We start from the raw sequence: 22,071 nt of genomic DNA on the forward strand, positions 1-22,071 counted from the left end.
CTCCTGATCGTGTGTCGGGTTCATAGTCCGCCATTGCTGGCCCTGTCCGGGTCCGGGTGGACGTGGACCGGACCCGTGATGATGCCGGCTTCCATCAGGCGGGTGATTTCGGATGCCGGGACGCCAAGTTCGGCCGCGATTTCCACCGTGTGTTCGCCCAGCATCGGTGCGGGGCGGCGCAGCCAGCCGTCTTCGCTGCCCTGGACCTTGACAGCCTGGCCAAGCACTTTCATGGTACCCAGTTCAGGGTGTTCAACCGTTTGCACCATGCCCAAAGCCGCAGTAATCGGGTGATTAAGGGCTTGCTCCAGGTCCAGCACCCGTCCGCAGGGGATTCCGGCGTCGTTGATGAGCGGGATCCACTCTTCCGCGCCCCGCTCCGCCAAGGCATCCTCGATGAGGCGGCGGAGTTCGACGCGGTTGGCCATGCGGCCGGCGTTGTCGGCGAATCTGGCGTCCTCGGCCAGGCCATCCAGGTTCAACACGGCGCAGAGACGCCGCCACATCTTCTCGTTCCCCGAGGCGAGGGTCACCGAGGCATCCCGGGTCTTGAACGTCCCCTGCGGGAACATGATCGGATGGTCGTTCCCGTCACGTCCCGGAACGATTCCAAGGCTGAGATACTTCTGGGCCTGGTAGGACATCAGTGTCAGAGTGGACTCCATCAGCGAGGATTCAACGACCGAACCCGAGCCCGTGCGGTCGCGCTCGTGCAGCGCCGCGAGTACGCCCACGGCCGCGAAGACACCCGTGGCCGAATCGCTGATGGCGATCCCCACGCGCAACGGGCCGGTCTCCTGCGTACCCGTTACGCTCATGAGGCCGGACATCGCCTGTGCCGTCTGATCGAATCCGGGCAGCGCGTCCCCTGGCGGCTTCGTACCGAATCCACTGATATTGACGTAGATCAGCCGCGGATTGCGGGCCCGAAGCAGTTCGGAGCCCAGACCCATCTGTTCGGCCGTTCCCGGACGGAAGTTCTGGACGAAGACATCTGCGTCATCGATGAGCCCCAGCAGCAGGTCCCGGCCTTCCGCCTGGCGGAGGTCCACGGCAAACGAACGCTTGTTCCGGTTCGAAGCGAGATAGTAGACGCTTTCATCCCCGTGGAACGGGCCGGACTGGCGGGCCGGATCCCCGGTCGGGAGGGTTTCGATCTTAATGACGTCGGCCCCAAGATCAGCCAGAAGCATCGTCAGCGTCGGACCCGAAAGATAGCGGGTAAGGTCAATGACTTTCAAACCGTCAAGCGCGGCCATGAGCGGGGATCCTTCCGTCAGTGAAATTCGGGGTCCGGCCCGTGAGAAAGGCGTCGATTCCTTCGCGGAGATCGTTTCCCTCGTAGGCCTGGGCGTGCAGTTCCCGGATCAATTCATGCCCATCCGTGACCGCCGGGTCGGCGGCGAGGGCCGTTACCTGTTTGGTAGCCCTCATCGTGACTTCCGAGCTTTCGACGATGTTCCATGCCAAGCGGGCGGTCTCGGCACTGAGTTCTCCAGTCTCGACGACCTTTTGAACAAGACCCCAGGCCAAGGCCTGGTCCGCCGTCGCAAGGGCGCCGCTGTAGACCAGGTATTTGAGGTTGGCGGCTCCAATGAGGCCGGCGACGGCGCGTGTCTCGGTGAGCCCCAACGTCACCCCGAGCCTGCCGATCGGAATACCGAAAAGCGAGCCGTTGCTGGCCAAGCGGACGTCGCAGGCGGTTGCGAGTTCGCATCCGCCGCCGACGGCCAGGCCATCGATCATGGCGATCACCGGAAAGGGCACGGACTGGATCGCCTGCAGGGCCACGGCGATCGCTGCGTTGTAGCGGTCTGCTGCGGCGGTCCCTAGCCGCTGTGCCGGGAACTCCGAAATGTCGGCGCCCGCACCGAAGGCTCGTCCCCCGGCGCCCTTCACGATGACGACCCGCACGGCGGGGTCATCGCGTAGATCGGTGAAGACCGCGCCCAGGCGCTGCCAGCCGGCGAGGGTCAGGGCGTTGTGCTGGGCCGGTCGGGTGAGCGTGACCACGACAGCGGTCTTGTTCCCCAGCGCCAGTGCCTGAAGGGCGATCATGTCCTCCACGGTGTCCGCTGAAGGCTCTGCTTCGAGAACGGCGAGCAGATCCTTTGCAGCTTCAATGACGCGCGTCATCCGTTGTCCAATGGAACGCGGCGTCGGGACAGCTGGGACAAGGCGACCGCTACAAGCAGGGCACCGCCGTAGAAGAGTTGCTGAACGTAGGACTGGATCCCCATCAACTGCAGACCTGTGATTCCGGTGACCAGGAAGTACACGGCAATGGCGGTCCCCCACGGATTGAACCTGCCGGGCATGATGCTCGTCGCACCCAGGAACGCCGCTGCGAAAGCAGGGAGCAGGAGGTTCGTGCCTGAGGTGGGATCGGCGCCGCCTGAAGTCCCGGCGTAGAGGACTCCCGCCACAGCAGCCAGGGTCGAGGACCCCATCAGCGCGCCGACCCGGACGCGACCGACGCGGACACCGCTGAGCTTGGAGACGTTCCGGCCGCGCCCGACGAAGAGCAGCCGGCGTCCGACTGAAGTGTATTCCATGATCCACCAGAGCAGGGCGCACAAGCCGATGGCGTAAAAGAACGCCAAGGAGATGCCGCCGAAGCGTTTTACGATGACCCAGTCGACCAGCGTGTGGGAGATTCCCGAAATGGTTGCGGAGTTGCTGACCCAGAGGGTGATTCCGCCGAGCAGAGTACCCATACCGAGCGTGACTATCAAGGATTCAATCCCGAAGAAAACCATGATGATGCCGTTGAGGAAGCCGACCAGCAGGCCCATCGCGAGGGCTGCCATGATCGCGGCCCAGATGGGCCAGCCGTATTGGACGTTCAGGATAGCGATCATCATGGCCGACAGCGTGAGCACGGCACCGACCGAAAGGTCATAGTCGCCTGCGGTGAGGGGAACGATCAAGGCCAGTGTCAGGACCAGGAGGACGGCTTGGGAGCCGAACATCGTCTGGAACGTCGCCGGGGTCAGGAAGACGTGGGGATTGGCGATGCCGAAACCTATGATGAGCAACAGCCATGCCCCGGGCAGTGCGATGCGCTGAACCAGGCTGAGCCGGCCCCCGCCTTTGAGAAGGGTCATGAGGCCTCCGCCGGTTGGGCGTCCTGGTCCACTGCGTACGACTGCTCCGAGATCTCTTCCTTGTTCACGTGGCTTCCGGTCAATTCCGCCACTATCCGTCCCTGCCTGAATACCAGGACGCGGTCGCAGATCAATGCCAGTTGTTCGTGGTCGCTGCTCGCGCATAGCACAGCCATCCCTTCTGCGGTCGCTGACCGCAATACGCTGAAGATTTCTTCGCGGGCGCCGACGTCGACGCCCTGTGTCGGTTCATGGACCATCAGCAGTGACGGTCGAGTCTGGAGCCATTTGGCCATAAGTACTTTTTGCTGGTTGCCGCCTGACAGGCTTGAACAAGGCAGGGCCGGATCATTGGGCCGTACTTGGAAGGCGGAAAGAACCTTCCTGGCCTCCTCGCGCATGCGGGATCGGCGAAGGATGGGGCCCTTCTGGAATTGGTCCATGGTCTGCATGCTGACGTTGTCCAGGACCGAGAGGGAAAGAATCGCCCCGTCGCGAGGCCGGTCGGCCGGAACAAGCGCCATGCCTGACCGGAAGGCGCTGGTAGGGTTTTGGCCCCGCAAACGAACGGGCGATCCGTTCAGGGCCAGTGTCCCGGTTTCGGCTTTGGCCGCGCCGAACAGAATGTAGGGAACGTCCTCGAATCCGGATCCTGACAAACCTGTCACGCCGAGGATTTCTCCCTCATGAACGGCGAAGGATGCCTCGGCGACGAGGCCACCCTTGAGCCCGTCAATGACCGCGACTGGCTTGGTGGCCGCGATCTGCGCGGCACTGCGGTGCGACACGGCCTTGAGTTCGTGGCCTACGATCAACTTGACCAATTCCTCGCGGCTGGTCTGCTCCGTCGCGCCGTTGCCGACCACGCGGCCGTCCCGGAATACGGTGAATCGGTTCGTAAGGCGCTTCACTTCTTCGAGGTCGTGCGAGACAAACAACACGCCGGCCCCGCCCGCAGCGACGTTGCGGGTCAGATCAAAGAGCATCTCCGTGTCATCCTGCGGCAGGAACACCGTTGGCTCATCAAGGACCAGAAGACCGTTGCGGGGCGCACCGGAAACCGCCCGGACAATCGCCAGCAGCGCCCGTTCGACAGGCCGGAGCGTGCTGACCGCAGCAGAAGGATCTAACTCGACCTTGTACTTCCTGAACAGCTCATTGGCGATCCGGCGCCAGGACCTCCAGCGGATGCCCGCGGAGTTTCCAGTGGAGATCTCGTCGAGAAATAGATTCTCCAGAACACTCAGACTGGAGATGAGGCCTAGATCCTGGTGGACGAACCTCATCCCCAGCGCCTTGTAGTCTCCGGGGGCAAGCGGGAGCCTGACTTCGTTTCCGTTCACCAGCAACCGGCCACCGGCATCCGGTTCGTGGAAGCCGGCGAGCACTTTGATGAGCGTGGACTTCCCGGAACCGTTCTGGCCTAGAAGCCCGTGGATCTCGCCTGCGTTGACTGTGAGGTCAACTCCTTGCAGCGCTTTGACTCCGCCGAAGGTCTTGGCCAGGTTGCTGATCTGCAGAACGGCTGGCATTACTTCACGCCCCAGAGGGTCTTGTATCCGTCCTGGAATTTCGCCGGATCCCCGTAACCGTTCTTCTGGTTCGCAGGTGTTCCAGTCTCATTGACATTGCTTGCGTCGAAGAGCCGCAACGGAGTCTTTTCACTAGCAAGCGGGGCCGTTCCGGTGAGGACGCGAAGGACCTGGTCCATGTTGGCCCATCCCAGCCATTCGAGGGGTTCGCCGATCTCGGCTGCCACCAGGTTCTTCGCCTGGATCATGCTCAGTACCGAAGCTGTTCCGTTGTAGGCAACTATCTTGACGCTGTCTGTCTTACCAGCCTGGGTGATGCCGGTGCCAAGCAATGGAGTCATTCCGTCGAAGACCGGGACAACATAGTTGATGGTCGGGTCACTGAGCAGCGCAGCCTGGACCTGAGTGGGGACATCGGTCGCCCAGTTCGAAATCGGGATATTCACCACCTTGGCCTTGCAACTGTCAGGGCAGCGGGCTTTGAGTTCGTCGCTGAATGCGGACGCGATTCCGGCGCTGGGCTGGACTTCGTTGGAGGCGACAAAGTAGGCGTTCACATGACCGCCCGATTGCTCAATCGCGTAGTCGGCCATCAACGTCCCCGCCCGGTAGTGGTGCGCGTCCACGAAGGCCGTCACATCAGGAAGATCCTTCTTTGCCGAACCGATGTAGGACTCGTCGTAAAGGTGGGTGCTGATGACAGGAATCCCCGCCGCCTTTGCCGCCGCAATCTGCGGTCCGAGCAGCTTCGGGTCAGGTGAGCCTTCGAGCACGATCGCGTCGACCTTTTGGGCGATGGCGCTATCCATTCCCTGGATCCATTGCGACACCTGCCCCTGGTTGGTGAACTGAACCACCTTCACTCCGACAGCGTTGCCCGCGTCTCCCATCGCTGCGTCAACAATCTGGTTGAACGGAACTGTGCTGTTCAAGCTGATGTTGGCCACGACTTTCCCTTTGGCCTTGGAAGCATCGAAAGCCGGACCCGGTGCGGAAAACGAAGGCGCCGCCTTCGCCTGGTCGATGACGGCTTTCACCGCGGTGGTATCGATGGCAGGGCTCTGAGTACCGGACGTCGTCGTACTCGCGCCCTCGGAACAGCCTGCCAGTGCCACGAACGTTATGGCGGCCAAGGAAAGTGTTAGTGCCCTGAATCGGGTGGTGCGCGTCATTGCGGTTCCTTCAGTGTGTTGGGGCAGCAGGGTAGCCAGCCGTACTGCGTGATATCCATCACCCTACTCCGTCTTTTGACTACTGTATACAATTTCCCGTAATTTCCTCGCCCCATGATGGGCGCATCGGGCTTCGCCGCACTCCTTGCCACTACTTCGATGAGTCAGCGGGAGCGCTTGTATTTTGTTCGGCACCGCCCCATCATGGAGCCGTGACGCCGCCAATTAAGTCTGCGCATCGGATCGCGACCGCGTTCCCCTCCCGCTGTTCGGGGTGGAAAAGGCATGACTGAAACGGCCATTGAGCTCATAGGCGTGACCAAGCGATTCGGCTCCCTTACCGCCGTCGACGACCTCAGCCTGCAGGTGGAGCGCGGGGAGATTTTCGGCCTTCTCGGGCCCAACGGCTCCGGCAAAACGACCACCATCGACATGATCAGCGGCCTCAGCCGCCCAAGCTCCGGCTCGGTCAGGGTCCTGGGCATCGACCTGCTGAAGGATCCGCGCGGGATCCGGCGCTCGCTGGGGACAGTACCGCAGGAGAACGCGCTTTACGAGGAACTCACGGCCGATGCCAACCTCCGGTTTCATGCCGACCTCTTCGACGTGCCCAAGCATGGTCTCGATAGGAAGATCACCTCGCTACTTGAGCTTGCGCAGTTGGTGGAGCGCCGGAAGAGCCGCGTTTCCACCTTCTCCGGCGGTATGAAACGACGCCTTGCCCTGGTCCGGGCGTTGCTTCACGAACCCGAGCTGCTCTATTTCGACGAGCCGACCCTCGGAGTCGACGTGCAGAGCAGGCATGCCCTCTGGGACCGGATCCTCGAGCTCAAGGATCACGGCACCACCGTACTCATCACGAGCAACTACCTTGAGGAAGCAAACGTCTTGTGCGATCGCCTTGCCATCATCGACCGGGGACGGCTGGTGGCGCTCGATTCGCCGTCCACACTGAGGCGCAGCTTCGGTGACACCGTGCTTGAAATGCGCACACATCCGGCGCCCGGCGAGGACATCGTTCGAAAGGTCCTTGCGCTCCCCGGCGTTGTCTCGGCAATTGCTTCCGACGGCTCGCTGAAGGTCAGTGTAGAGGGCGGTGCCGACGTCACCGGCAAAGTGGTGACCGCCGTCGTCGGGTCCATGAGCCTGGAGGAGATCCAGAGCCGCGAACCGAGCCTCGACGAGGTCTTCCTGAGCCTGACGGGCAAGGAGCTCCGGGAATGAGCCTCCGCCATGACCTGCGTGTGATCCGGGCCGTGGCGGCGACGGACATCCGCCTCACCCTCCGCGAGCCGCTCTTCGCCATTATCGGCGTCCTGATCCCGATTAACTTCTTGCTTCTCTTCCTGCTCTTCGCGATCAGCGGCGGCCAGGCACCGATCGCCGTCGTGATGAATGACCACGGACCGCTGGCCGAACGTTTCGTCCAGGCCATGGACGGAGCGCATTCGTTCATCATCCACACCGCGTCCCCGGCCGATGCAGAACGGGAGATCCGCTCCGGCAGCATTGTCGCCGTCGTCACCGTGCCACAAGAGTTCGACGCCGCCCTCACCGCCGGAGCGCGAATCGAGATTCCGGTGGAAGTCAACAACCTCAACGTCGACTTCACCAACGACATCCGGCGGGCCGTTCCGCTGTCCATCACGTCCTTCTACGCGGACGCTTTCCCCGACCAGGTGGTGGTGACCGCCCGCGAATCCGACGTCCAAGCCCAGGACACGGGCTACATTCCGTATCTCGCGGTGAGCATCATGGTTGCCGGCCTGATGCTCGCGTCCCAACTGCAAGGCAGCGTCAATACCGCGCGGGACTACGAACTCGGGACCATCAAGGAACTCGCGCTGGCGCCTGTGAGCCGTTTGACCATCGGGGTGGGCAAGGTCCTGGGAGCCGCAGTCCTCGCGGCGGCGTCCGCGTTGCTGCTACTCGTCGTCGTGGTCCTTTTTATCGGGGTCCATCCGCTCCATCCCTTCGAGGTGTTGGGCTTCGGACTCCTGATTCTGGCGGCGTTCCTCGCCCTCGGCGTCCTCGTCGGGACCCTGGTCCGCCGCCGGCAACAGGCAATCCCCTTATCCATCGCGGCCGTCCTTCCCCTGTTCTTCCTGAGCGGACCGTTCGGGCCGGCGAACTGGCTGGGCGCCATCCCCGGCGGGATCGCAGCGATATCGCCCCTCACCTATGCGATCGCCGCCTTCCAGCACGCCTTCCACGGTTACCAGACGGCCCCGCAAGGCCTGGCTGTGGACGCCATCGTGCTGGCAGCCTTCAGCTTGGCGGCCATCGGGTGCGCGGCCCTCGTGTTCGGCCGGCGGGAGGCGAGGCACTGATGGCCGCCGGACGTGCCGTACTCGCCATCGCGGCGAAAGACATCCTGACCTGGTTCCGGACGCCGTCGGCGATTCTGGCCAGCTTGCTGCCGCCCGTCGCGTTCCTGCTGATCATCTTCGTGGTGGCCGGGGCGGTCGGCCGGAACCCGGTCGCTCTGGTGGTTGAGGACAGCGGGCCGCAGGCGCAGCGACTCGTCACGATCCTTGAGGCCTCGGACGTCTTCCGCGTCCAGCGGGCGACTTCCGCTGAGGCCACTCACTTGCTCGACACGCTCCAAGTTGCGGCGGTCGTGACCGTACCCGCCACGTTCGACGACGACTACCGGGCACAGCGGCCCGACCCCGTCAGCGTGCGGATCAACAACCTGAACCTCGACTTCACGAACGATCTGCGCCGGTCAGTTCCGGCTGCCATTACCAACTTCTATGCCGGCCAGCCGGACACGCCGATCATGGTCGGTGTCGCCGAATCGGACCTGAGGCCGCACGACGTCGACCTGGTCCAGTTTCAGCTCGTGCCGATCCTTGTGCTCCTACTCACGATCATGGGGATCGTCAATGGCGGGTTGGCCGCCGCCCGCGAGTTCGAAGACCTGACCATCAAAGCGCTGTTGCTCTCGCCGATCGGCCGCGGGTCGCTCATCGCCGGCAAGATCCTGGCGTGCTGGGTAACAACCATGCTCGTGGCGGCGGTTGTCCTGGTCTTGTCGTTCGCCTTTGGGGTCCTGCGGCCTGCCGGCTGGTATTGGTTGCCGGCGCTGGCCGCGATTGGACTGATCGCGCTAGCGGCCGCTGGGCTCGGCACGGCTTTGGGTGGTGCACTGCGGCGCTTCTCAGCCGTTGCCGGGGCCGGCATCAACCTTTCGATCTACCTGTTTTTCCTCAGCGGAGGAATCAGTGTTGCCGCGTTCCTGCCGGAGTGGATCCAGGCCATAGCGCACTTCACACCGACGTTTTACGGGGTGGATGCCTTGGAGGCCGCGATCTTCTACCAATCGACCGACAACCTGGGCCGGGACCTCGCGGTGCTGCTGGCGACGGCAGCAGTCGGACTCGCTTTGGGGACGGTGTCCCTTCGGCGGCGGCTCGTCGCTTACTAGCTTTCGAGATCGACGACGTCGCAAGCGCCTAGTACGTCTAGACCCTGCTCCGACGTCCTCTGAAAGCGCCGAAGATCAGCAGCACGATGATGGCTCCCAGGATGGACAGCAGCCAGGTCCTCAGATCGAAGAAGTCTCCCAGTCCGCCACCGAAGACAAGGGATCCGATCCAGCCACCTAGAAACGCCCCGACAACTCCCAGAAGAAGGGTAAGCAGCAAGCCGCCGCCTTGCCTTCCAGGAAGAATGGCCTTTGCGATGGCGCCCGCGATCAGGCCCAGCAGAAGAAAAGCGAGAAGTCCCATGGTGCGTCTCCTTTGCAATCGAGGGTAGCGCCAGTCCGGCGCTTCGCCTCTGAGTTAATCAGCATGCTTAGCGGCAGGCAAGGTCCCGCGCCTTCCTACCCCAGGGTGGAGAGGGCTGCCGGGGCGCACTCGATCCTGACCGGCATGTCCGCGTCAACGGACTTCACTTCACCGTCGATCTGGTATGTCAGGGGCTTGAGGGTGGTGAACGAGTAGCTGCTCACGCTGGGCTGGTCCCCCAGCCCCTTCGTAGCGGCCCGCAGCGCGGTCAAGAGGACCCGCCACTTCGGCATGTGGGCAAAGACGACCACTTCGAATTTGCCGTCAGCAAGCTTGTCGTCCGCGTCGCTGAGCGTGGCATACTTCGCCATCTCCGGAATATTCGCGAGGACGAGGCTGTCCAGGCTGCGCCGCGTGCCGTCAGGGAGGCGTATGTCGAAGGGCTCAAACTTCGAGAAGGTCCGAATCACGGAGACCATTTCCTTCAGGGCCCCCTTGCCGCCCTTTTCCAAGTCCATCGCCACCACCGGCGTCAGCCCGAAACCGACATAGGAGTGCGCGTACTCCCCGGGCGAATCCGCTTCCCCGCCTGCGTGCACACGCAGCAAATCGATGCTCCGCACCCTGCCCGCGGCGATCGCTTCCCCCAGCGGCTGGGTGCCGGTGCTCCGCCGGTGATCATTGGCATTGCCCGCCCCCAGCACCGCGCACACGGCCCGGGGATTGCCTCCCTGCATCACACCGTTGACCACCTCGTTGTAGCCGCCGTCACCACTGACGGAAACCACCAGCACGTCCCCGCCGCCGCTCACAGCATCCCGTGCCAGCTCCACTGCATGACCGGCATGGGCGGTCGGCTGAAGCCTGATGTCCACCGGGTAGCTAAGAAGACCCTCCAGCTCGCCGAGAAGACCCTCAGCCAGTCTGCGCGCATCCCCGGTGCTGTTGGGATTGAAAATAATGACAATCGATTCAAAGGTCCGTGCAGAAGTCATTGCCGCTCCGATATTCGCTCGTGATGACTTCGGTAAGTGTACTTACAATGTTCCCCCGCACCCTAAGGGATGGGGACCGGACTACTTGGCTGAACGGAACAACCAGCAAGGCCCGGTAGACTTTCGTGCCATCCTCTACCCCTCCCGGGGGTAATCGCGCGGGACGAGAAGCGAAGGCAGACCGATGGACACCCCCACACCACCGACCTCCCCTCGGCGTCCGCAGCCCGGGCGCCGCCCTTCAGCGGGCCGCCCGGAACCGGCGCGTGCAAAAGTCATCAGCTACCCGGTGCCTGTCCCTTCCGAGCTAGGGAGAGCAATGCAAGACGGGTCGGCGCGGCCCGGGTCGGAGCCGGATCCGGCCCCGCAGCCGGTTCCCCAAGACGCCAAAAAGGCCAAGCGATCCAAACGGAAGTGGCGCCGCAAACTCCTCCTGGCGCTCATCGCCCCGCTCGTTCTGGTCCAAATTATTGCCTTCATGTTCAGCATGGGCGTGACCCCGACCCGTACCGCTTACATGCTGGAGGCGGGTGAGCCGAACGTCTACCAGTTCGTCTCGATCAACCACATGAGCCGGCACTTGCTGGCGGCGACCATCGCCCATGAAGACGAACAGCTCGGCACACGCAGCGGGGCCTTCGACCTCGGAGACCTCCAGGCGAGGGCACAGGCGTATTTCCAGGGAAAGCCCGACCCGAGCGGTTCCACCATCCCCCAGCAGCTGGTCAAGAACATTTTCCTCTGGGATGACCAAAACGCCGTGCGCAAGGGCATTGAAGCCGTCCTGGCAACCCAGTTCAGTTACACGTTGAGCCCTCAGCGGACCTTGGAGCTCTATCTGAACTATGCCCAGTTCGGTCCCCATCTGTACGGCGTCTGTGCTGCCAGTTGGTACTACTTCGGAACGCCGCCGTGGAACATGACCGATTACCAGTCGGCGCAGCTGATGGGCGTCCTCCCACTGCCGGATCTGGTCAAAAGGGACCCCAACGGAGGCATCTACCTTGGCACGGGCGTCGACCCCGCGGTGTGGAACCTCGTGAATGGGGCTGCAAACGTCTGGGTCCCCCGGCAGCTCGTTGGCCTGGGCGGATGGCAGGGGGCCGTCGCGACAATCGGCATCACGGACACCGCCGACAGCCATGCCGACCAGCGCTCCGACAACGACGCATGCTCCACCATGCCCCAAAGCGTCAGGGACCGCATCCAGAGCGAAGCCGGCTAGGACCGCCGGGACACGTCCGGCGTCGTACCCGGACTCAGCCGCGTGGCGCCGGCAAGTCCAGGTTCCAATGGCGCGAGACCATCAGCAGCCAATCGACGTCGTCGTCGTGCCCCGCGGGTCCCGGGGTGATGAAGAAGCGGGAGACAACGCGCTGCGAACCTTCAGCGTCTCCGTAAAGCACGTCGACGGCGAAGCCCTCGCCGGCCGCTCCCGCAGTTGCGTTGCGGAAGTCGGCCGACTCCGGGTCCCGGATCGCGACCTGGCAGAATCCGGCGTCGTTGGCCGGGACGTAGATGTCCCGGGTCAGCCTGTGGAACTCCTCCACCGGTGACAACGGAGCCCTGGAGTCCGGCGGAAGGTGCCAACCGTGCAGGATCGCCACTCCCGCACCGGCGTTGCGCACAGACATCAACAGGTACACGGCGTTGTCGCTGATCTCGAGAGCAGCATGGCCACCGCGCACCACCATCCACTTGCCTTCCATGAACCGCACCTTCTGCGGGGCGTCAGACCAGTTGGAGGGCAGCAGGATGGGGCGCAATCCATTCAGCAGGGCGCGCTCGGCCAGCCGCGCCGATCGGTTGGCCGAGCGCGTGGAAATGAATGTCGCGACGGCAAGAACGGTCGTACCGAGAGCGGTGCCGAGGTTGGAGATCAGGACCCAGTCGACCATAAGCCACATTCAACGCCTGTCCCGCCTCGTGGGCAATGGACCTCTATCTTCCATCCTCGATCTTCCGGCTGCGCTGGTTCTGCGCCATCGGACCGTACGGGTAGACGCCGACGCGCGGTTGGCTGGCCTGCGTGAGCCGGTCGGTTTCCTCGGGGCTGAGTTCCAGGTCTGCCGCAGCCAGGTTGTCTGCTAGCTGTTCGGGGTGGTGCGGGCGCCGAGGATCACGGAGGTCACGGCAGGCCGGTCCGCCAACCAGGCCAGGGCAACCTGGGAGGCGCTGACGCCATGGTCCCCTGCGATCTTTTCCACTGTCCCGATGACGTCCCAAGTGCGGGGGTCGTCGTTGCGGGCCCGCCACGCTTCCATGCCGCGTTCCGGGTTTTCACCAAGGCGGGTCGCACCGGTGGGCGGCACGTCGCGCTTGTACTTGCCAGAGAGCCAACCGCCCCCCAAGGGAGACCACGGCAGCAGCCCGATTCCAGCATCCAGCGAGGCCGGAACGATCTCCGATTCGATCTCGCGGACCAGCAGGCTGTACTGCGGCTGCAAGGTCACCGGTGCGCTCCAGCCAAAGGCCTTGGCGACGTGGACGGCCTTGGTCAATTGCCACCCCAGGAAGTTGGAAAAACCGTAGTAGGCGATCTTGCCGCTGCTGACGGAGTCGTGCAGGAACCGCAGCGTCTCTTCCAACGGTGTGATGGGGTCCCACGCGTGCATTTGGTAGAGGTCGATCTGCTCCACGCCGAGGCGGCGCAGCGAGTTGTCCAACGCCCGCGTGAGGTGGCGTCGGGAAGTGCCGACGTCGTTCGGCGCCGTCCCCATGGGGAAGCGGCCCTTGGTGGCCAGCACCACGCGGTCCCGCGCATCGGTCCGTGCGGCCAGCCAATGGCCGATGATCTCTTCCGATACACCAGCGCTGTAAACATCGGCGGTGTCAATGAAGTTGCCGCCGGCCGCGACGTAGCTGTCCAGGATGGCGTGGGACGTTTCCTCGGTAGCCTCGGCCCCGAATGTCATGGTTCCGAGCGCATAGTTGGAAACCACCGCGCCGCTGTTGCCCAAAGTGCGGAATTGCATGCTGTTCCTCAATCCTCGACGGGGGTGGTGCGGTTCGAATGGTAGGTGCGCCAAGTGTGTTCAGGCTCGAAGCCCAGGAGTCGCCTCGCCTTGTCGATGGAAAGCATAGTCTCGTGCTCTTCTAGATCCTTGGTCACCTTCACGGCGGGGAACACCTCCGCAGCCAGACTGGCACTGGACCGGCTCATGACCGTGTCCGCGTTCGCGATGATGAATGCTTCGAACCCCGGCTTGCCGTTTTCAAGGGCCCGGGCCACAGCCTGTGCCCCGTCGCGGCCATCGATGTAACCCCAAAGGTTCCACTTGCGCAGCCTGGCGTCGGCGTCGAAGGACGGAAACCGTTCGTAGTCTTCCGCGTCCATGACGTTGGAGAACCGCAGCCCCACGATGCTCAGCTCGGGATCCCAGCGCGTCAACTCGATGGCCATCTGCTCTTCTAGATGCTTCACGAGCGAATAGGTGCTTTCCGGTCGGGCCGGGTATTCCTCATCCACCGGAATATACGGTGGGTCGACGTCGAACGGCAGTCCCAGCACCGTCTCACTTGAGGCGTAGACAACCTTTTTGATGCCGGCCCGGCGGGCCGCCTGAAAGACGTTGTACGTCGAAAGCATGTTGTTCTCGAACGTGGCAGCATCCGGGATGATGCCGGGGGCTGGAATGGCCCCCAGATGTACGACGGCGTCGAAGCCACTATGCCGGTCGTCCAGCCCCAGGAACACATCCAGTACCTGGCCATAGTCACGCAGGTCGACAATCGCCAGACCCGGGTTCCTTTCGCCCGTACGGTCCAGGTTCAACACCTGGTGCCCGTCCCCGTTGAGCCGGCGCACTACGTGCCGGCCCAGTTTTCCGCTTCCACCTGTCACTGCAATTCGCATCGGTACTCCCTCGGTATAACTCGGTGGTCTTGACTCGACACTAGGGCACAAGCCAGCTCTGGCGCGTGGCCCTCCCCGTCCTAGGACAGCCAGACACCCGCTCCCGCGGAATTTCCTCCGCGGATGCAACTCGCCGACACGGCGAAGTTTTTCGGCATTTCAACTTGTGCCCGAGCCGCCGATCATCCACACTGGCTACAGATCCGCAGGAAAATCCTTCCGCCGATCAAGCCCGCCGGACTCTACGGCCAGCAACCGCCCCATCACAGAATGCCGGGCAGCCCCTCTCGAACCACCGTCTTCCGCCTCCCCGGGCGCACCCGGCCCGGAAGCCCGTGACGCTGAGAGCCCGGTACTTCCCACCGAGAAAGAGCCCACGATGATCAAACGCCACTCGGACGTCGTCCTGGAAATCACCGCCCACGACCCTGACACCATCGAGAACGACCTGAACACCGCCGTCGAAATCGCCCGCGAACACGCCTGCAAGGAGCGACGTCACGGGATCCTTGTTACGCAGCACGGATTCACGATGTACACCGTCGCAATCAGCCGGGACGTGCCCTATGGGCAGACCCTCGAACGGCGCGAGTTGCCGGGGAGCTCACAGACGAAGACGGAATCAGACTGCTGAGTCGGCCACCATGACGCGAATCAAAGCAGGTGGGAGGATGGGCGCATGGAACTGCACATTACCGGCGACCCCGCCGCCGACCAACTGCTCAGCGATGACGCGTTCGCACTTCTCATCGGCATGCTGCTCGACCAACAGGTGACCATGGAATCTGCGTTTGCCGGACCCGAAAAGATCCGGACGCGTATCGGATCCATGTCCCCTGCCGCGATCGCTGAATATGACCCGGCAGGCTTCGTCGAGGTCTTCAAGGAGCGGCCGTCCGTCCACCGCTTCCCCGGCTCCATGGCCGGCCGCGTCCAGGATCTGGCCGCAGTCGTTCAGCGCGATTGGAACGGAGACGCGACCGCCATCTGGACCCAGGACGAGCCCGACGGCCAGGAGGTGCTCCGCAGGTTGAAGGAATTGCCCGGCTTCGGAGAGCAAAAGGCAAAAATCTTCCTGGCGTTGCTCGGGAAGCAGCGCGGACTCCAGGCACAAGGTTGGCGCGAAGCTGCCGGCGCATACGGCCGGGAGAGCGCTTTTCTTTCTGTCGCCGACATCGTGGATCCGGAGTCGCTGAGAAAAGTTCGCGCCAACAAGCAGGCTGCCAAGGCCGCCATCAAAGCGGCGAAGGCCTCCGGAAGCTGAGAACCACGCGGCGGGCTTTGTTCCCGCCGATATCGTGAAACGCTTGCAGCATGGATCTCGAAGTGTCGCCTGCGCTCACGATTCCGACGTCGGAACTCGGCTGGCGGTTCTCCCGCTCGTCAGGGCCAGGCGGTCAACACGTCAACACCTCGGACAGCCGCGTTGAACTGTCATGGAATGTCGCCGGCTCCGCAGCGCTTTCCGATGACCAACGGCTTCTGCTGGTCACGCGTCTTGGACCCCGTCTCATCGCCGGGGTGATCACCGTGACTGCCTCCGAGCAGCGGTCCCAGTTGCGGAATCGCGAAATCGCACTGGCCAAGCTCTCGCGCCTCGTGGCGGAGGGTCTTGCTCCCGAAGCGGCTGCCCGCCGGGCGAGCAAACCTACCCGGAGCTCGAAGCGCCGGCACCGGGTCGCAAAGGAACACCGGGCGGCGACGAAACAACAACGAAAACGACCGTCTGCCGAGTAGCCCGCTTAGCGAATCCCGCTGTCGACAACCAAGGTGACATGAACGGGGGTCTCCGAAATGAACACCGTCTGGGTCGCCGTCGAATGGTAACCGCCGATGTTGCTCGCCTTGATCACGTAACGACCGCCAGGCAGCGTGAGATGGAAGGCACCGGTGCCGTCGGTCCGTGTCGAGCCCCGGACAGCTTCCCCGTCCAAGGCGACAACCGCGGCCCCTGAGACGGGGCGCGGCGGACACTCCTGACCGACACGTTCGACGGGACATACCGGGGCGGTCAGGACGACGCCGGTGACAACACCGGTATGCCCCGCGTCCGGACCTCCCGGACCGGCGCATCCGCACAACCACAGGGCCGCGGCCAGCAGCATCACGAGGAATCGCTTCACTTCACTCACCAACATGTGTCGATTCAGGGAGCCGGATGAATGGGATCGATCCACTGGACTACTTCCGGGGGTTCAACGGACTCGATATCCAGGTTGACGACTATGGGACCCTGCCCGCTGCGTACAAGTACGCAACTGAGAACTTCAGTCTTGCTCGCGTTAATCTCCTGATGGGGTACGAACGGCGGAACAAAAATGAAGTCGCCCGGACCGGCCTCTGCGACAAACTCCAGGCTGCCTCCCCATCGCATGCGTGCCCGGCCGCTGACAACGTAGATGACGCTTTCCAGTTCTCCGTGATGGTGAGGCCCGGTTTTGGCATTGGCATCAATAGTGACCGTGCCTGCCCACAGTTTGCTGGCCCCCGCCCGGGCAAGTGTGATTGCCGCCGCCCTTGCCATGCCAGGCGTCTGCGGCGTATTCGGATCGAGCTGCGAACCTGGAATGATTTTGACTCCGTGGTCGCGCCAATTCGGCTGTGGCTCAGGGCTCATTTCTTCCCTCCGCAAAGCAGTGTCCGCACCCCCTGGGACAATGATAGGCGCGTCAGATAATGACCGCAGTTGGACCGACCTCGAGCAAGTCTGGTTGACCTTCACTTCTTGGTTCAGCGTGCGCGCCCGCAGAATGCGGCTACCGAGGAAGTGCTGAAGCACTGAGCCCAGGCCGGGACGGTGGGTGGTAAAATCGGGGGCAGCGAAGGAATGACCATGGCTCTGTTCGTTGTCCGTCACCACCATTCGGCCGAGCGATGCCCCGCGCAAGACCCCTACACTGGGGCCAAGTTCTTGAATCACCTGAGCCGCTCGAACGCCATACGGTACGGCGTGCAGATCCAAGGCGAGGCCGTCGTAGAGGCCGAGCACTCGCTGTACTTAATCGCTGAGGCCAGCGACGAGAATCACCTGCTTGAGTTCATGCAGGTGTTCCAGGAGATAGGCCATCTGGACATCCTCCCCGCCTCGACTTGGGCTCGCGTCGTCGCTGGCGGCGACTCCGCCGCGCATGCGCTCATGGGCGAGTCACCGTCGGTGATCGATCCCGCGGATGCCTGCCAGCAGGCCATCGACGCCGGCCTGGTTGTCCAGCGAGCGCATCCACTCAACTGCGAGACCCTGATTCCCGCGCTGATCAGCGGCGCCATGGTGCCCAATGCCCACTTTTACGTGCGCAATCACTTTCACATCCCGCTCCTCGACCCTTCTAGCTTCCGGCTCACGGTAGGAGGCCTCGTGGAGCGGGAGCTCAGTCTCAGCCTGAATGATCTGCACAATCTTCCCTTGCAGACCCTCACCGTGACCCTTGAGTGTGCCGGCAACGGACGCGCGCTCTTCGAGCCACCGATTGAGGGCGAGAAGTGGACCCTGGGCGCGGTGAGCACCGCGGAATGGACAGGCGTGCCGCTGACGGAAGTGCTGGATCTGGCTGGTCTGAAGCCAAGTGCGCGGGAGGTCCTGTTCCGCGGCGCCGACAGCGGAGCCGTGGCAGGCCACATTGGTCCCGTCCGCTTCGAGCGCAGCCTCCGGCTCGATCAATGCCGCGGCGCCGAGCTTTTGCTGGCCTATGCGATGAACGGCGAACCCCTGCCGGTGCAGCACGGATATCCCCTGCGGCTGGTCGTTCCCGACTGGTATGCCGTGGCGTCGGTCAAATGGCTGACAGGCATCGAGCTCCTTGACGGGCCGTTCCGTGGCCATTACCAATACGACAAGTACTGGTATGAATGGGACCGCGACGGCGAACCTGTCCGTGAGCCCGTGACGCTCCAACGGGTAAGGGCACTGATCACCGAGCCCGCGCCCGCCCACCAGACACCGCGGGGTGACGTTGCCATCCGCGGCGTGGCCTGGTCCGGATCCTCTCCGATAGACCAGGTCGAAGTCAGCGTGGGCGGCGGAGACTGGCAGGAGGCCAACCTTCTCGGCGAACGCAGGCGGCACGGCTGGCAGCCGTGGGAGCTGATCATCAGAGTCCCGGAGCCCGGAACACTAGCTGCGCGGGCCCGCGCCACCGACCTTACCGGCCAAACTCAGCCGGAACGGGCCGAGTGGAACCGCCTGGGCTACGGCAACAACGCGATACACCAAGTGGATATCAGCATTGTCTAAACGAACCGACTCAGTACCGCGTCAGCATCCAGCACGACTACCGGCGCGGCTCTGGCAACGGCGTCCCGGCCGTCCCTATCAGGCCCGGGTCTTCCGCCCAAGGTGAGCCTCAAGAGCAGGTTCTCAGGAAGCCCGTGGCACCAGCACGTTCGTGGAAGGTCACCGTGTGGCCGCTGTCGTCATGGAAGACAGCTCTCTGTCCCTCGACAGTCATGATGCCGGGCTGGTAGGGGTTGCCCCAGCCCGTCGGAGGATTGCCGTGGCCGTCGTCCAGCGGTTCGTCCGCAACAAAGAAGGAGCCCTGCACCTGTGCCTCGTAGATGCCACAGTGCGTGAATAGAGCAAAAGGGACGCCCGAAGCAGCGGATGTCGTCGAACTTGCCGGGACGTTGCTTTGCGGCGCTGCCGGCAGCGCACATCCGGTCAGCACTGCCAGCGCCGCTCCAGCGGCGATGCCTCGGCCGCATCGAGTTGCCATAGGCCAAGCCTCCCTGGCGACAACTGCGCGGTCAAGAACCTGGGATCAGGACGTGGACCTTCGCGAAGCTCTCGTAGGAACTGCTGATTCTGGCGCAGTCTTTCAGATGTAGCTGCAGATCCGGGCGGCGTCGCACGCCTCCGGGTCCGCAGCAGCCGCGACGGCGTGGAAATCGGCGACGGTGGCGCGCAGCGCGACGAGTTCGGCGATTTGTGCGTCGAGGTCGGCCAACTGACCGGCTAGGAGGTCGCGCACATCGGTGCAAGGGGCGCGGCCCGCATCCCGGAGAAGCAGGATTTCGCGGATCTGTGCCAAGGCCAGTCCGGCGGCGCGCCCGCGGCGAATGAAGTCGAGCCTGTTGATGGTTTCGCTTGCGTAGTCGCGATACCCGTTGGCGGAGCGTTTCGCAGCCGGCAACAGCCCATGCTCTTCGTAGAACCTCAAGGCCTTACTGGTCATACCCGCCGCTTGGGCGGCTTCACCGATTCGCACCATGCACCCCGTCATCCCCCATTGACCTCCCACTGTAGGGGAAGGCGCCCATGGGGTGAAGCAGGACTAGCGCAAGTATTCAGCGAATTCCATTTCGAAGTACCGCTTCGCCCCGACGCCGATCACGGAGATTCTTCGTTCGCCGTCCTTGAACAGGAACACCGACGGAACAGAGCTAATCCCGAAGGCACCCGCGGTTTCGGGATTCTCATCGACATTGACTTTGACGACGTCGATTTTGTCGGCGTATTCGACCGCGAGCTGTTCCAGGACCGGGGTAAGCCTGGTGCAAGGTCCAGACCAAACCGCCCAGAATTCCACGACGACGGGTTTGGCCGACTTCAGCACTTGGGCGTCGAAGGACGCGTCAGTCACTTCTCTGGTTCTTGCCATGCCTTTCAACTCCTTGAGTTGCCGGATTTGTGGTGCCGGGTTATTCCCCGCCCCATCCCCCTTCGCGGCCGGGCGACTGGCAGCGCGCCACCCTGTGTTCAACCCTCGCACCCTCCCCTAAGGGAAATGTCAAGGGGCAGAATCTTGTGATGGGTACGGTGTCCGGGCTGGCGACTTGCGCGATAAGCCATCAAGCTAGGTAGGGGGGAACGAGGGAAGGAAAAACTCCCTCCGCACAGGAAGGCCCCGCAATTCCTAGCCCGAAACGACCACTCACTCCATGGATCCGCACGTATCTCAAGGGCGGCGACGCAAGCAGCGCGAACGCCAAAGGCTTCGGCCCTCTCAAACCTGTCGAGCCTGCCGCCCGGCGGGAGGGCAAGCCCCTCCTCGGCGAGGATCAGGTCTATGTAATGAAGAACGGCAAGGAGTACCACCCCGCGTGGTGCCACGTTGTGGCCGACAAATGGAGCAGCGCCCCGCGAGGGCTGCTTGTGACCCTCTTGGCCGACGTCGGCACACGGGCCAGGTGCCAGGAATGCGATCGCTCGTTGAAGGCAGCCACGGACCCCTTAACCGGGGAACACGAAAGGCAACCCGGGCCCACCCGGCAGCCTGACACAGTAATCCCTTTGCGAGTCGTGGGGTTCTCGCATGGAGTCCTGTTCCTGGCGGCTGGACCGAAATATCAGCATCTCCTCAAGCAGACCGCGGTCGAGCCGGCGACCCCGCTGCTCGTCGATGGTCTTCGGCACGGAATACTGCTGCGGGTGGACGCCTCCCGCCAAGAGCCACTCCTGGTTATCCAGATGGATCCCCGCGCGAAGTTCCGGAGCGGAGCTTATCAGGTGCGATTGCGTCATCCGCTGCAGCGCTCGGCCACCAAACCCTATGCTGTTGACTGCATTGAGCCGGCGGCGCGGGCCAGGCACGCCGCACTGCACCCGCCGGTCGTTGACGATTCGAGAAGTTGAGCCTGAACCGGTGGCGTCATCTGCGGACAGCTCCGGGAACGCGCTCTGCGAGGAACTCCTCCCAGGTCTTCCGGCCGTCGGCCCTGTCCTCGGACAGGTCCACCGGCTGGAACTGGAAGCTCTTCGGCACTGGAACGACCGGAAGCTTGGCCATGGCCCGCGCGGTCAGCAGCGTCATCGGCTTAGAGCCCGTCTCCGGTGTCGAGGTCACACTGTGCAAATTCGATGCCTTGCTCCGGTGGAGGTGCATGACGGCCCGCCACGCGCACCGCATGGCCCCCGTCCTGCAGGCGCGCGATGCCACGAGCCGCCCAAGGGTACCGGCCCCGCCTGTCACCAAAATCATCGATTTCATGACCGTTTCCCTTCGGATTGATTTATGCCGGGCCGTTGCCCGGCGGACCGCTGAGCACCGTCGGTATGTATTCGAGCAGCTGGAGTCGACCGTCGAAGGTCCTGTTCTCCACCATCTCAAGTGAAACGTCCGGATAGCCGTCGTAGATCCGCTCGCGCCCGGTGCTGCCCGTAATCACCGGGAAAACGACCACCCGGAATCTATCCACGAGTCCAGCGGTCAGCAACGACCGGCACAGGCTTAGACTCCCGAGAGTGCTCAACGGCCCGGTCTTGGTCCGTTTCATCTCCGCCACGGCCTGGACCGCGTCCCCCGTGACCAGCTCCGAGTTCGGCCACGTCAAGGGTGCCTGCAGCGTGGACGAAAAGACGACCTTCGGCGCGGCAGCAAGGCCGGTCAGGGTGGCGCCCTCATCCTCGGAGAATCCCGAGCCTTGGGCCGCCGCCTCCTCCGACATCCTGGACATCAGCCGGTAGGTGTTCGCGCCGAGAAGGAAGGTGTAGCCCTTCTGCCCCTCCTGATCGAGCCACGCCAGGTATTCCGGCCCCTCCAGACCCCACCAGCCGGGCCATCCCACTGCCGAGGCGTACCCGTCCAACGAGATGATCAGGTCGACCATCAGGTCCGCCGAAGTCGCCCCCGCCGCTGTCTCGCCCATGACCGTCTCCTCGAGTTTGATCGACGTCAGTGACTGCCTGGTCTTGGGCCAATGACAGCCGGGTCCCGTGGCGGCAATGCTAGCCCCGGAGCAA

25 protein-coding genes and 1 pseudogene are annotated in these 22,071 nt (G+C 63.4%); 9 read left to right on the plus strand and 17 right to left on the minus strand.

The features are described 5' to 3' along the window. Window positions 1-20: 20 nt before the first annotated feature. Genes ACSVHC_RS22195 through ACSVHC_RS22215 form a run of 5 tightly spaced genes read right to left on the minus strand, consistent with a single transcriptional unit; the run spans window position 21 to window position 5,811 of the window. Complete coding sequence (locus tag ACSVHC_RS22195) at window positions 21-1,259, minus strand: CaiB/BaiF CoA transferase family protein (protein WP_437773915.1); 1,239 nt, start codon at window positions 1,257-1,259, stop codon at window positions 21-23. After that, the gene (locus tag ACSVHC_RS22200) at window positions 1,246-2,136 is read right to left on the minus strand and encodes an enoyl-CoA hydratase/isomerase family protein (RefSeq protein WP_437773914.1); all 891 of its coding nucleotides are present in this window, start codon (window positions 2,134-2,136) and stop codon (window positions 1,246-1,248) included. The genes ACSVHC_RS22195 and ACSVHC_RS22200 overlap by 14 nt, the downstream gene beginning before the upstream one ends. Beyond that, the gene (locus ACSVHC_RS22205) at window positions 2,133-3,107 is read right to left on the minus strand and encodes an ABC transporter permease (RefSeq protein WP_437773913.1); all 975 of its coding nucleotides are present in this window, start codon (window positions 3,105-3,107) and stop codon (window positions 2,133-2,135) included. The genes ACSVHC_RS22200 and ACSVHC_RS22205 overlap by 4 nt, the downstream gene beginning before the upstream one ends. Beyond that, window positions 3,104-4,639 (minus strand): sugar ABC transporter ATP-binding protein, encoded by a 1,536-nt coding sequence (locus ACSVHC_RS22210; protein ID WP_437773912.1) that lies wholly within the window; start codon window positions 4,637-4,639, stop codon window positions 3,104-3,106. Before ACSVHC_RS22210 ends, ACSVHC_RS22205 begins: the two co-directional genes overlap by 4 nt. Beyond that, on the minus strand, window positions 4,639-5,811 hold the full coding sequence (locus tag ACSVHC_RS22215) for a sugar ABC transporter substrate-binding protein (protein WP_437773911.1): 1,173 nt from the start codon (window positions 5,809-5,811) through the stop codon (window positions 4,639-4,641). Before ACSVHC_RS22215 ends, ACSVHC_RS22210 begins: the two co-directional genes overlap by 1 nt. 285 nt (window positions 5,812-6,096) lie before the next feature. On the opposite strand from ACSVHC_RS22215, the gene ACSVHC_RS22220 reads away from it, so the two are divergent. Genes ACSVHC_RS22220 through ACSVHC_RS22230 form a run of 3 tightly spaced genes read left to right on the plus strand, consistent with a single transcriptional unit; the run spans window position 6,097 to window position 9,241 of the window. Further along, the gene (locus ACSVHC_RS22220; protein WP_437773910.1) at window positions 6,097-7,035 is read left to right on the plus strand and encodes an ABC transporter ATP-binding protein; all 939 of its coding nucleotides are present in this window, start codon (window positions 6,097-6,099) and stop codon (window positions 7,033-7,035) included. Further along, a complete protein-coding gene (locus tag ACSVHC_RS22225) occupies window positions 7,032-8,141 on the plus strand; it encodes an ABC transporter permease (protein WP_437773909.1) in 1,110 nt (369 codons plus the stop codon). The genes ACSVHC_RS22220 and ACSVHC_RS22225 overlap by 4 nt, the downstream gene beginning before the upstream one ends. Continuing rightward, window positions 8,141-9,241: an ABC transporter permease gene (locus ACSVHC_RS22230; protein ID WP_437773908.1), complete on the plus strand. Its 1,101-nt coding sequence runs from the start codon at window positions 8,141-8,143 to the stop codon at window positions 9,239-9,241. Before ACSVHC_RS22225 ends, ACSVHC_RS22230 begins: the two co-directional genes overlap by 1 nt. 37 nt (window positions 9,242-9,278) lie before the next feature. Here the strand turns inward: ACSVHC_RS22230 and ACSVHC_RS22235 are convergent, their stop codons facing one another. Then, window positions 9,279-9,545: a GlsB/YeaQ/YmgE family stress response membrane protein gene (locus tag ACSVHC_RS22235; protein WP_437773907.1), complete on the minus strand. Its 267-nt coding sequence runs from the start codon at window positions 9,543-9,545 to the stop codon at window positions 9,279-9,281. Between the two features lie 95 nt (window positions 9,546-9,640). Next, complete coding sequence (locus ACSVHC_RS22240; protein WP_437773906.1) at window positions 9,641-10,540, minus strand: diacylglycerol/lipid kinase family protein; 900 nt, start codon at window positions 10,538-10,540, stop codon at window positions 9,641-9,643. A gap of 319 nt (window positions 10,541-10,859) precedes the next feature. Here ACSVHC_RS22240 and ACSVHC_RS22245 point away from each other — a divergent pair, with 319 nt between their 5' ends. After that, on the plus strand, window positions 10,860-11,765 hold the full coding sequence (locus ACSVHC_RS22245; protein ID WP_437773905.1) for a biosynthetic peptidoglycan transglycosylase: 906 nt from the start codon (window positions 10,860-10,862) through the stop codon (window positions 11,763-11,765). A 34-nt stretch (window positions 11,766-11,799) separates the two neighbouring features. Here ACSVHC_RS22245 and ACSVHC_RS22250 read toward each other — a convergent pair whose 3' ends face one another. The 3 genes and pseudogenes from ACSVHC_RS22250 to ACSVHC_RS22260 all read right to left on the minus strand — a co-directional run bounded on the left by ACSVHC_RS22250 (window position 11,800) and on the right by ACSVHC_RS22260 (window position 14,396). Next, on the minus strand, window positions 11,800-12,438 hold the full coding sequence (locus tag ACSVHC_RS22250; RefSeq protein ID WP_437773904.1) for a hypothetical protein: 639 nt from the start codon (window positions 12,436-12,438) through the stop codon (window positions 11,800-11,802). A 43-nt stretch (window positions 12,439-12,481) separates the two neighbouring features. Beyond that, window positions 12,482-13,515: pseudogene (locus ACSVHC_RS22255) on the minus strand (aldo/keto reductase). 8 nt (window positions 13,516-13,523) lie between these two features. After that, window positions 13,524-14,396 carry an NAD-dependent epimerase/dehydratase family protein gene (locus ACSVHC_RS22260; protein WP_437773902.1) on the minus strand — a complete coding sequence of 291 codons (873 nt, stop codon included), beginning with the start codon at window positions 14,394-14,396 and terminating at the stop codon, window positions 13,524-13,526. A 379-nt stretch (window positions 14,397-14,775) separates the two neighbouring features. Between ACSVHC_RS22260 and ACSVHC_RS22265 the strand changes: the two genes are divergently transcribed. Genes ACSVHC_RS22265 through arfB form a run of 3 tightly spaced genes read left to right on the plus strand, consistent with a single transcriptional unit; the run spans window position 14,776 to window position 16,133 of the window. After that, a complete protein-coding gene (locus ACSVHC_RS22265; protein ID WP_437773901.1) occupies window positions 14,776-15,030 on the plus strand; it encodes a hypothetical protein in 255 nt (84 codons plus the stop codon). A gap of 45 nt (window positions 15,031-15,075) precedes the next feature. Then, complete coding sequence (locus ACSVHC_RS22270) at window positions 15,076-15,660, plus strand: HhH-GPD-type base excision DNA repair protein (RefSeq protein ID WP_437773900.1); 585 nt, start codon at window positions 15,076-15,078, stop codon at window positions 15,658-15,660. Window positions 15,661-15,710: 50 nt separating this feature from the next. Beyond that, entirely contained in the window at window positions 15,711-16,133 is a 423-nt protein-coding gene (gene arfB / locus ACSVHC_RS22275) for an alternative ribosome rescue aminoacyl-tRNA hydrolase ArfB (RefSeq protein ID WP_437773899.1), read from the plus strand. A 5-nt stretch (window positions 16,134-16,138) separates the two neighbouring features. On the opposite strand, the gene ACSVHC_RS22280 is transcribed toward arfB, so the two are convergent. Together ACSVHC_RS22280 and ACSVHC_RS22285 are read right to left on the minus strand one after the other, a co-directional pair. Continuing rightward, complete coding sequence (locus tag ACSVHC_RS22280) at window positions 16,139-16,528, minus strand: carboxypeptidase-like regulatory domain-containing protein (RefSeq protein ID WP_439181316.1); 390 nt, start codon at window positions 16,526-16,528, stop codon at window positions 16,139-16,141. A gap of 14 nt (window positions 16,529-16,542) precedes the next feature. Next, entirely contained in the window at window positions 16,543-17,013 is a 471-nt protein-coding gene (locus ACSVHC_RS22285) for a cupin domain-containing protein (RefSeq protein WP_437773897.1), read from the minus strand. A gap of 216 nt (window positions 17,014-17,229) precedes the next feature. Between ACSVHC_RS22285 and ACSVHC_RS22290 the strand changes: the two genes are divergently transcribed. Next, entirely contained in the window at window positions 17,230-18,627 is a 1,398-nt protein-coding gene (locus ACSVHC_RS22290; RefSeq protein ID WP_439181317.1) for a sulfite oxidase, read from the plus strand. 109 nt (window positions 18,628-18,736) lie between these two features. On the opposite strand, the gene ACSVHC_RS22295 is transcribed toward ACSVHC_RS22290, so the two are convergent. The 3 genes from ACSVHC_RS22295 to trxA all read right to left on the minus strand — a co-directional run bounded on the left by ACSVHC_RS22295 (window position 18,737) and on the right by trxA (window position 19,990). Further along, window positions 18,737-19,105 carry a hypothetical protein gene (locus ACSVHC_RS22295; RefSeq protein ID WP_437773895.1) on the minus strand — a complete coding sequence of 123 codons (369 nt, stop codon included), beginning with the start codon at window positions 19,103-19,105 and terminating at the stop codon, window positions 18,737-18,739. 102 nt (window positions 19,106-19,207) lie between these two features. After that, on the minus strand, window positions 19,208-19,597 hold the full coding sequence (locus tag ACSVHC_RS22300) for a heavy metal-responsive transcriptional regulator (RefSeq protein WP_437774016.1): 390 nt from the start codon (window positions 19,595-19,597) through the stop codon (window positions 19,208-19,210). A 66-nt stretch (window positions 19,598-19,663) separates the two neighbouring features. Then, a complete protein-coding gene (gene trxA, locus ACSVHC_RS22305; RefSeq protein ID WP_437773894.1) occupies window positions 19,664-19,990 on the minus strand; it encodes a thioredoxin in 327 nt (108 codons plus the stop codon). Window positions 19,991-20,403: 413 nt separating this feature from the next. Here trxA and ACSVHC_RS22310 point away from each other — a divergent pair, with 413 nt between their 5' ends. After that, window positions 20,404-20,964 (plus strand): hypothetical protein, encoded by a 561-nt coding sequence (locus ACSVHC_RS22310; RefSeq protein ID WP_439181318.1) that lies wholly within the window; start codon window positions 20,404-20,406, stop codon window positions 20,962-20,964. A 16-nt stretch (window positions 20,965-20,980) separates the two neighbouring features. On the opposite strand, the gene ACSVHC_RS22315 is transcribed toward ACSVHC_RS22310, so the two are convergent. Together ACSVHC_RS22315 and ACSVHC_RS22320 are read right to left on the minus strand one after the other, a co-directional pair. Then, a complete protein-coding gene (locus ACSVHC_RS22315) occupies window positions 20,981-21,319 on the minus strand; it encodes a hypothetical protein (RefSeq protein WP_437773892.1) in 339 nt (112 codons plus the stop codon). Between the two features lie 22 nt (window positions 21,320-21,341). Next, window positions 21,342-21,977, minus strand: coding sequence for a dihydrofolate reductase family protein (locus tag ACSVHC_RS22320; RefSeq protein WP_437773891.1), 636 nt, complete (start codon window positions 21,975-21,977; stop codon window positions 21,342-21,344). Between the last annotated feature and the right edge of the window lie 94 nt (window positions 21,978-22,071).

Source organism: Arthrobacter sp. KNU-44, assembly GCF_051843155.1.
Lineage (GTDB): Bacteria > Actinomycetota > Actinomycetes > Actinomycetales > Micrococcaceae > Arthrobacter.

What these genes read in the sequence shown, in the direction of transcription:
- ACSVHC_RS22195 (WP_437773915.1), bottom strand. Translation starts at nt 1,259, where the DNA reads ATGGCCGCGCTTGACGGTTTGAAAGTCATTGACCTTACCCGCTATCTT.
- ACSVHC_RS22200 (WP_437773914.1), bottom strand. Translation starts at nt 2,136, where the DNA reads ATGACGCGCGTCATTGAAGCTGCAAAGGATCTGCTCGCCGTTCTCGAA.
- ACSVHC_RS22205 (WP_437773913.1), bottom strand. Translation starts at nt 3,107, where the DNA reads ATGACCCTTCTCAAAGGCGGGGGCCGGCTCAGCCTGGTTCAGCGCATC.
- ACSVHC_RS22210 (WP_437773912.1), bottom strand. Translation starts at nt 4,639, where the DNA reads ATGCCAGCCGTTCTGCAGATCAGCAACCTGGCCAAGACCTTCGGCGGA.
- ACSVHC_RS22215 (WP_437773911.1), bottom strand. Translation starts at nt 5,811, where the DNA reads ATGACGCGCACCACCCGATTCAGGGCACTAACACTTTCCTTGGCCGCC.
- ACSVHC_RS22220 (WP_437773910.1), top strand. Translation starts at nt 6,097, where the DNA reads ATGACTGAAACGGCCATTGAGCTCATAGGCGTGACCAAGCGATTCGGC.
- ACSVHC_RS22225 (WP_437773909.1), top strand. Translation starts at nt 7,032, where the DNA reads ATGAGCCTCCGCCATGACCTGCGTGTGATCCGGGCCGTGGCGGCGACG.
- ACSVHC_RS22230 (WP_437773908.1), top strand. Translation starts at nt 8,141, where the DNA reads ATGGCCGCCGGACGTGCCGTACTCGCCATCGCGGCGAAAGACATCCTG.
- ACSVHC_RS22235 (WP_437773907.1), bottom strand. Translation starts at nt 9,545, where the DNA reads ATGGGACTTCTCGCTTTTCTTCTGCTGGGCCTGATCGCGGGCGCCATC.
- ACSVHC_RS22240 (WP_437773906.1), bottom strand. Translation starts at nt 10,540, where the DNA reads ATGACTTCTGCACGGACCTTTGAATCGATTGTCATTATTTTCAATCCC.
- ACSVHC_RS22245 (WP_437773905.1), top strand. Translation starts at nt 10,860, where the DNA reads ATGCAAGACGGGTCGGCGCGGCCCGGGTCGGAGCCGGATCCGGCCCCG.
- ACSVHC_RS22250 (WP_437773904.1), bottom strand. Translation starts at nt 12,438, where the DNA reads ATGGTCGACTGGGTCCTGATCTCCAACCTCGGCACCGCTCTCGGTACG.
- ACSVHC_RS22260 (WP_437773902.1), bottom strand. Translation starts at nt 14,396, where the DNA reads ATGCGAATTGCAGTGACAGGTGGAAGCGGAAAACTGGGCCGGCACGTA.
- ACSVHC_RS22265 (WP_437773901.1), top strand. Translation starts at nt 14,776, where the DNA reads ATGATCAAACGCCACTCGGACGTCGTCCTGGAAATCACCGCCCACGAC.
- ACSVHC_RS22270 (WP_437773900.1), top strand. Translation starts at nt 15,076, where the DNA reads ATGGAACTGCACATTACCGGCGACCCCGCCGCCGACCAACTGCTCAGC.
- arfB (WP_437773899.1), top strand. Translation starts at nt 15,711, where the DNA reads ATGGATCTCGAAGTGTCGCCTGCGCTCACGATTCCGACGTCGGAACTC.
- ACSVHC_RS22285 (WP_437773897.1), bottom strand. Translation starts at nt 17,013, where the DNA reads ATGAGCCCTGAGCCACAGCCGAATTGGCGCGACCACGGAGTCAAAATC.
- ACSVHC_RS22290 (WP_439181317.1), top strand. Translation starts at nt 17,230, where the DNA reads ATGGCTCTGTTCGTTGTCCGTCACCACCATTCGGCCGAGCGATGCCCC.
- ACSVHC_RS22295 (WP_437773895.1), bottom strand. Translation starts at nt 19,105, where the DNA reads ATGGCAACTCGATGCGGCCGAGGCATCGCCGCTGGAGCGGCGCTGGCA.
- trxA (WP_437773894.1), bottom strand. Translation starts at nt 19,990, where the DNA reads ATGGCAAGAACCAGAGAAGTGACTGACGCGTCCTTCGACGCCCAAGTG.
- ACSVHC_RS22310 (WP_439181318.1), top strand. Translation starts at nt 20,404, where the DNA reads ATGAAGAACGGCAAGGAGTACCACCCCGCGTGGTGCCACGTTGTGGCC.
- ACSVHC_RS22315 (WP_437773892.1), bottom strand. Translation starts at nt 21,319, where the DNA reads ATGAAATCGATGATTTTGGTGACAGGCGGGGCCGGTACCCTTGGGCGG.
- ACSVHC_RS22320 (WP_437773891.1), bottom strand. Translation starts at nt 21,977, where the DNA reads ATGGGCGAGACAGCGGCGGGGGCGACTTCGGCGGACCTGATGGTCGAC.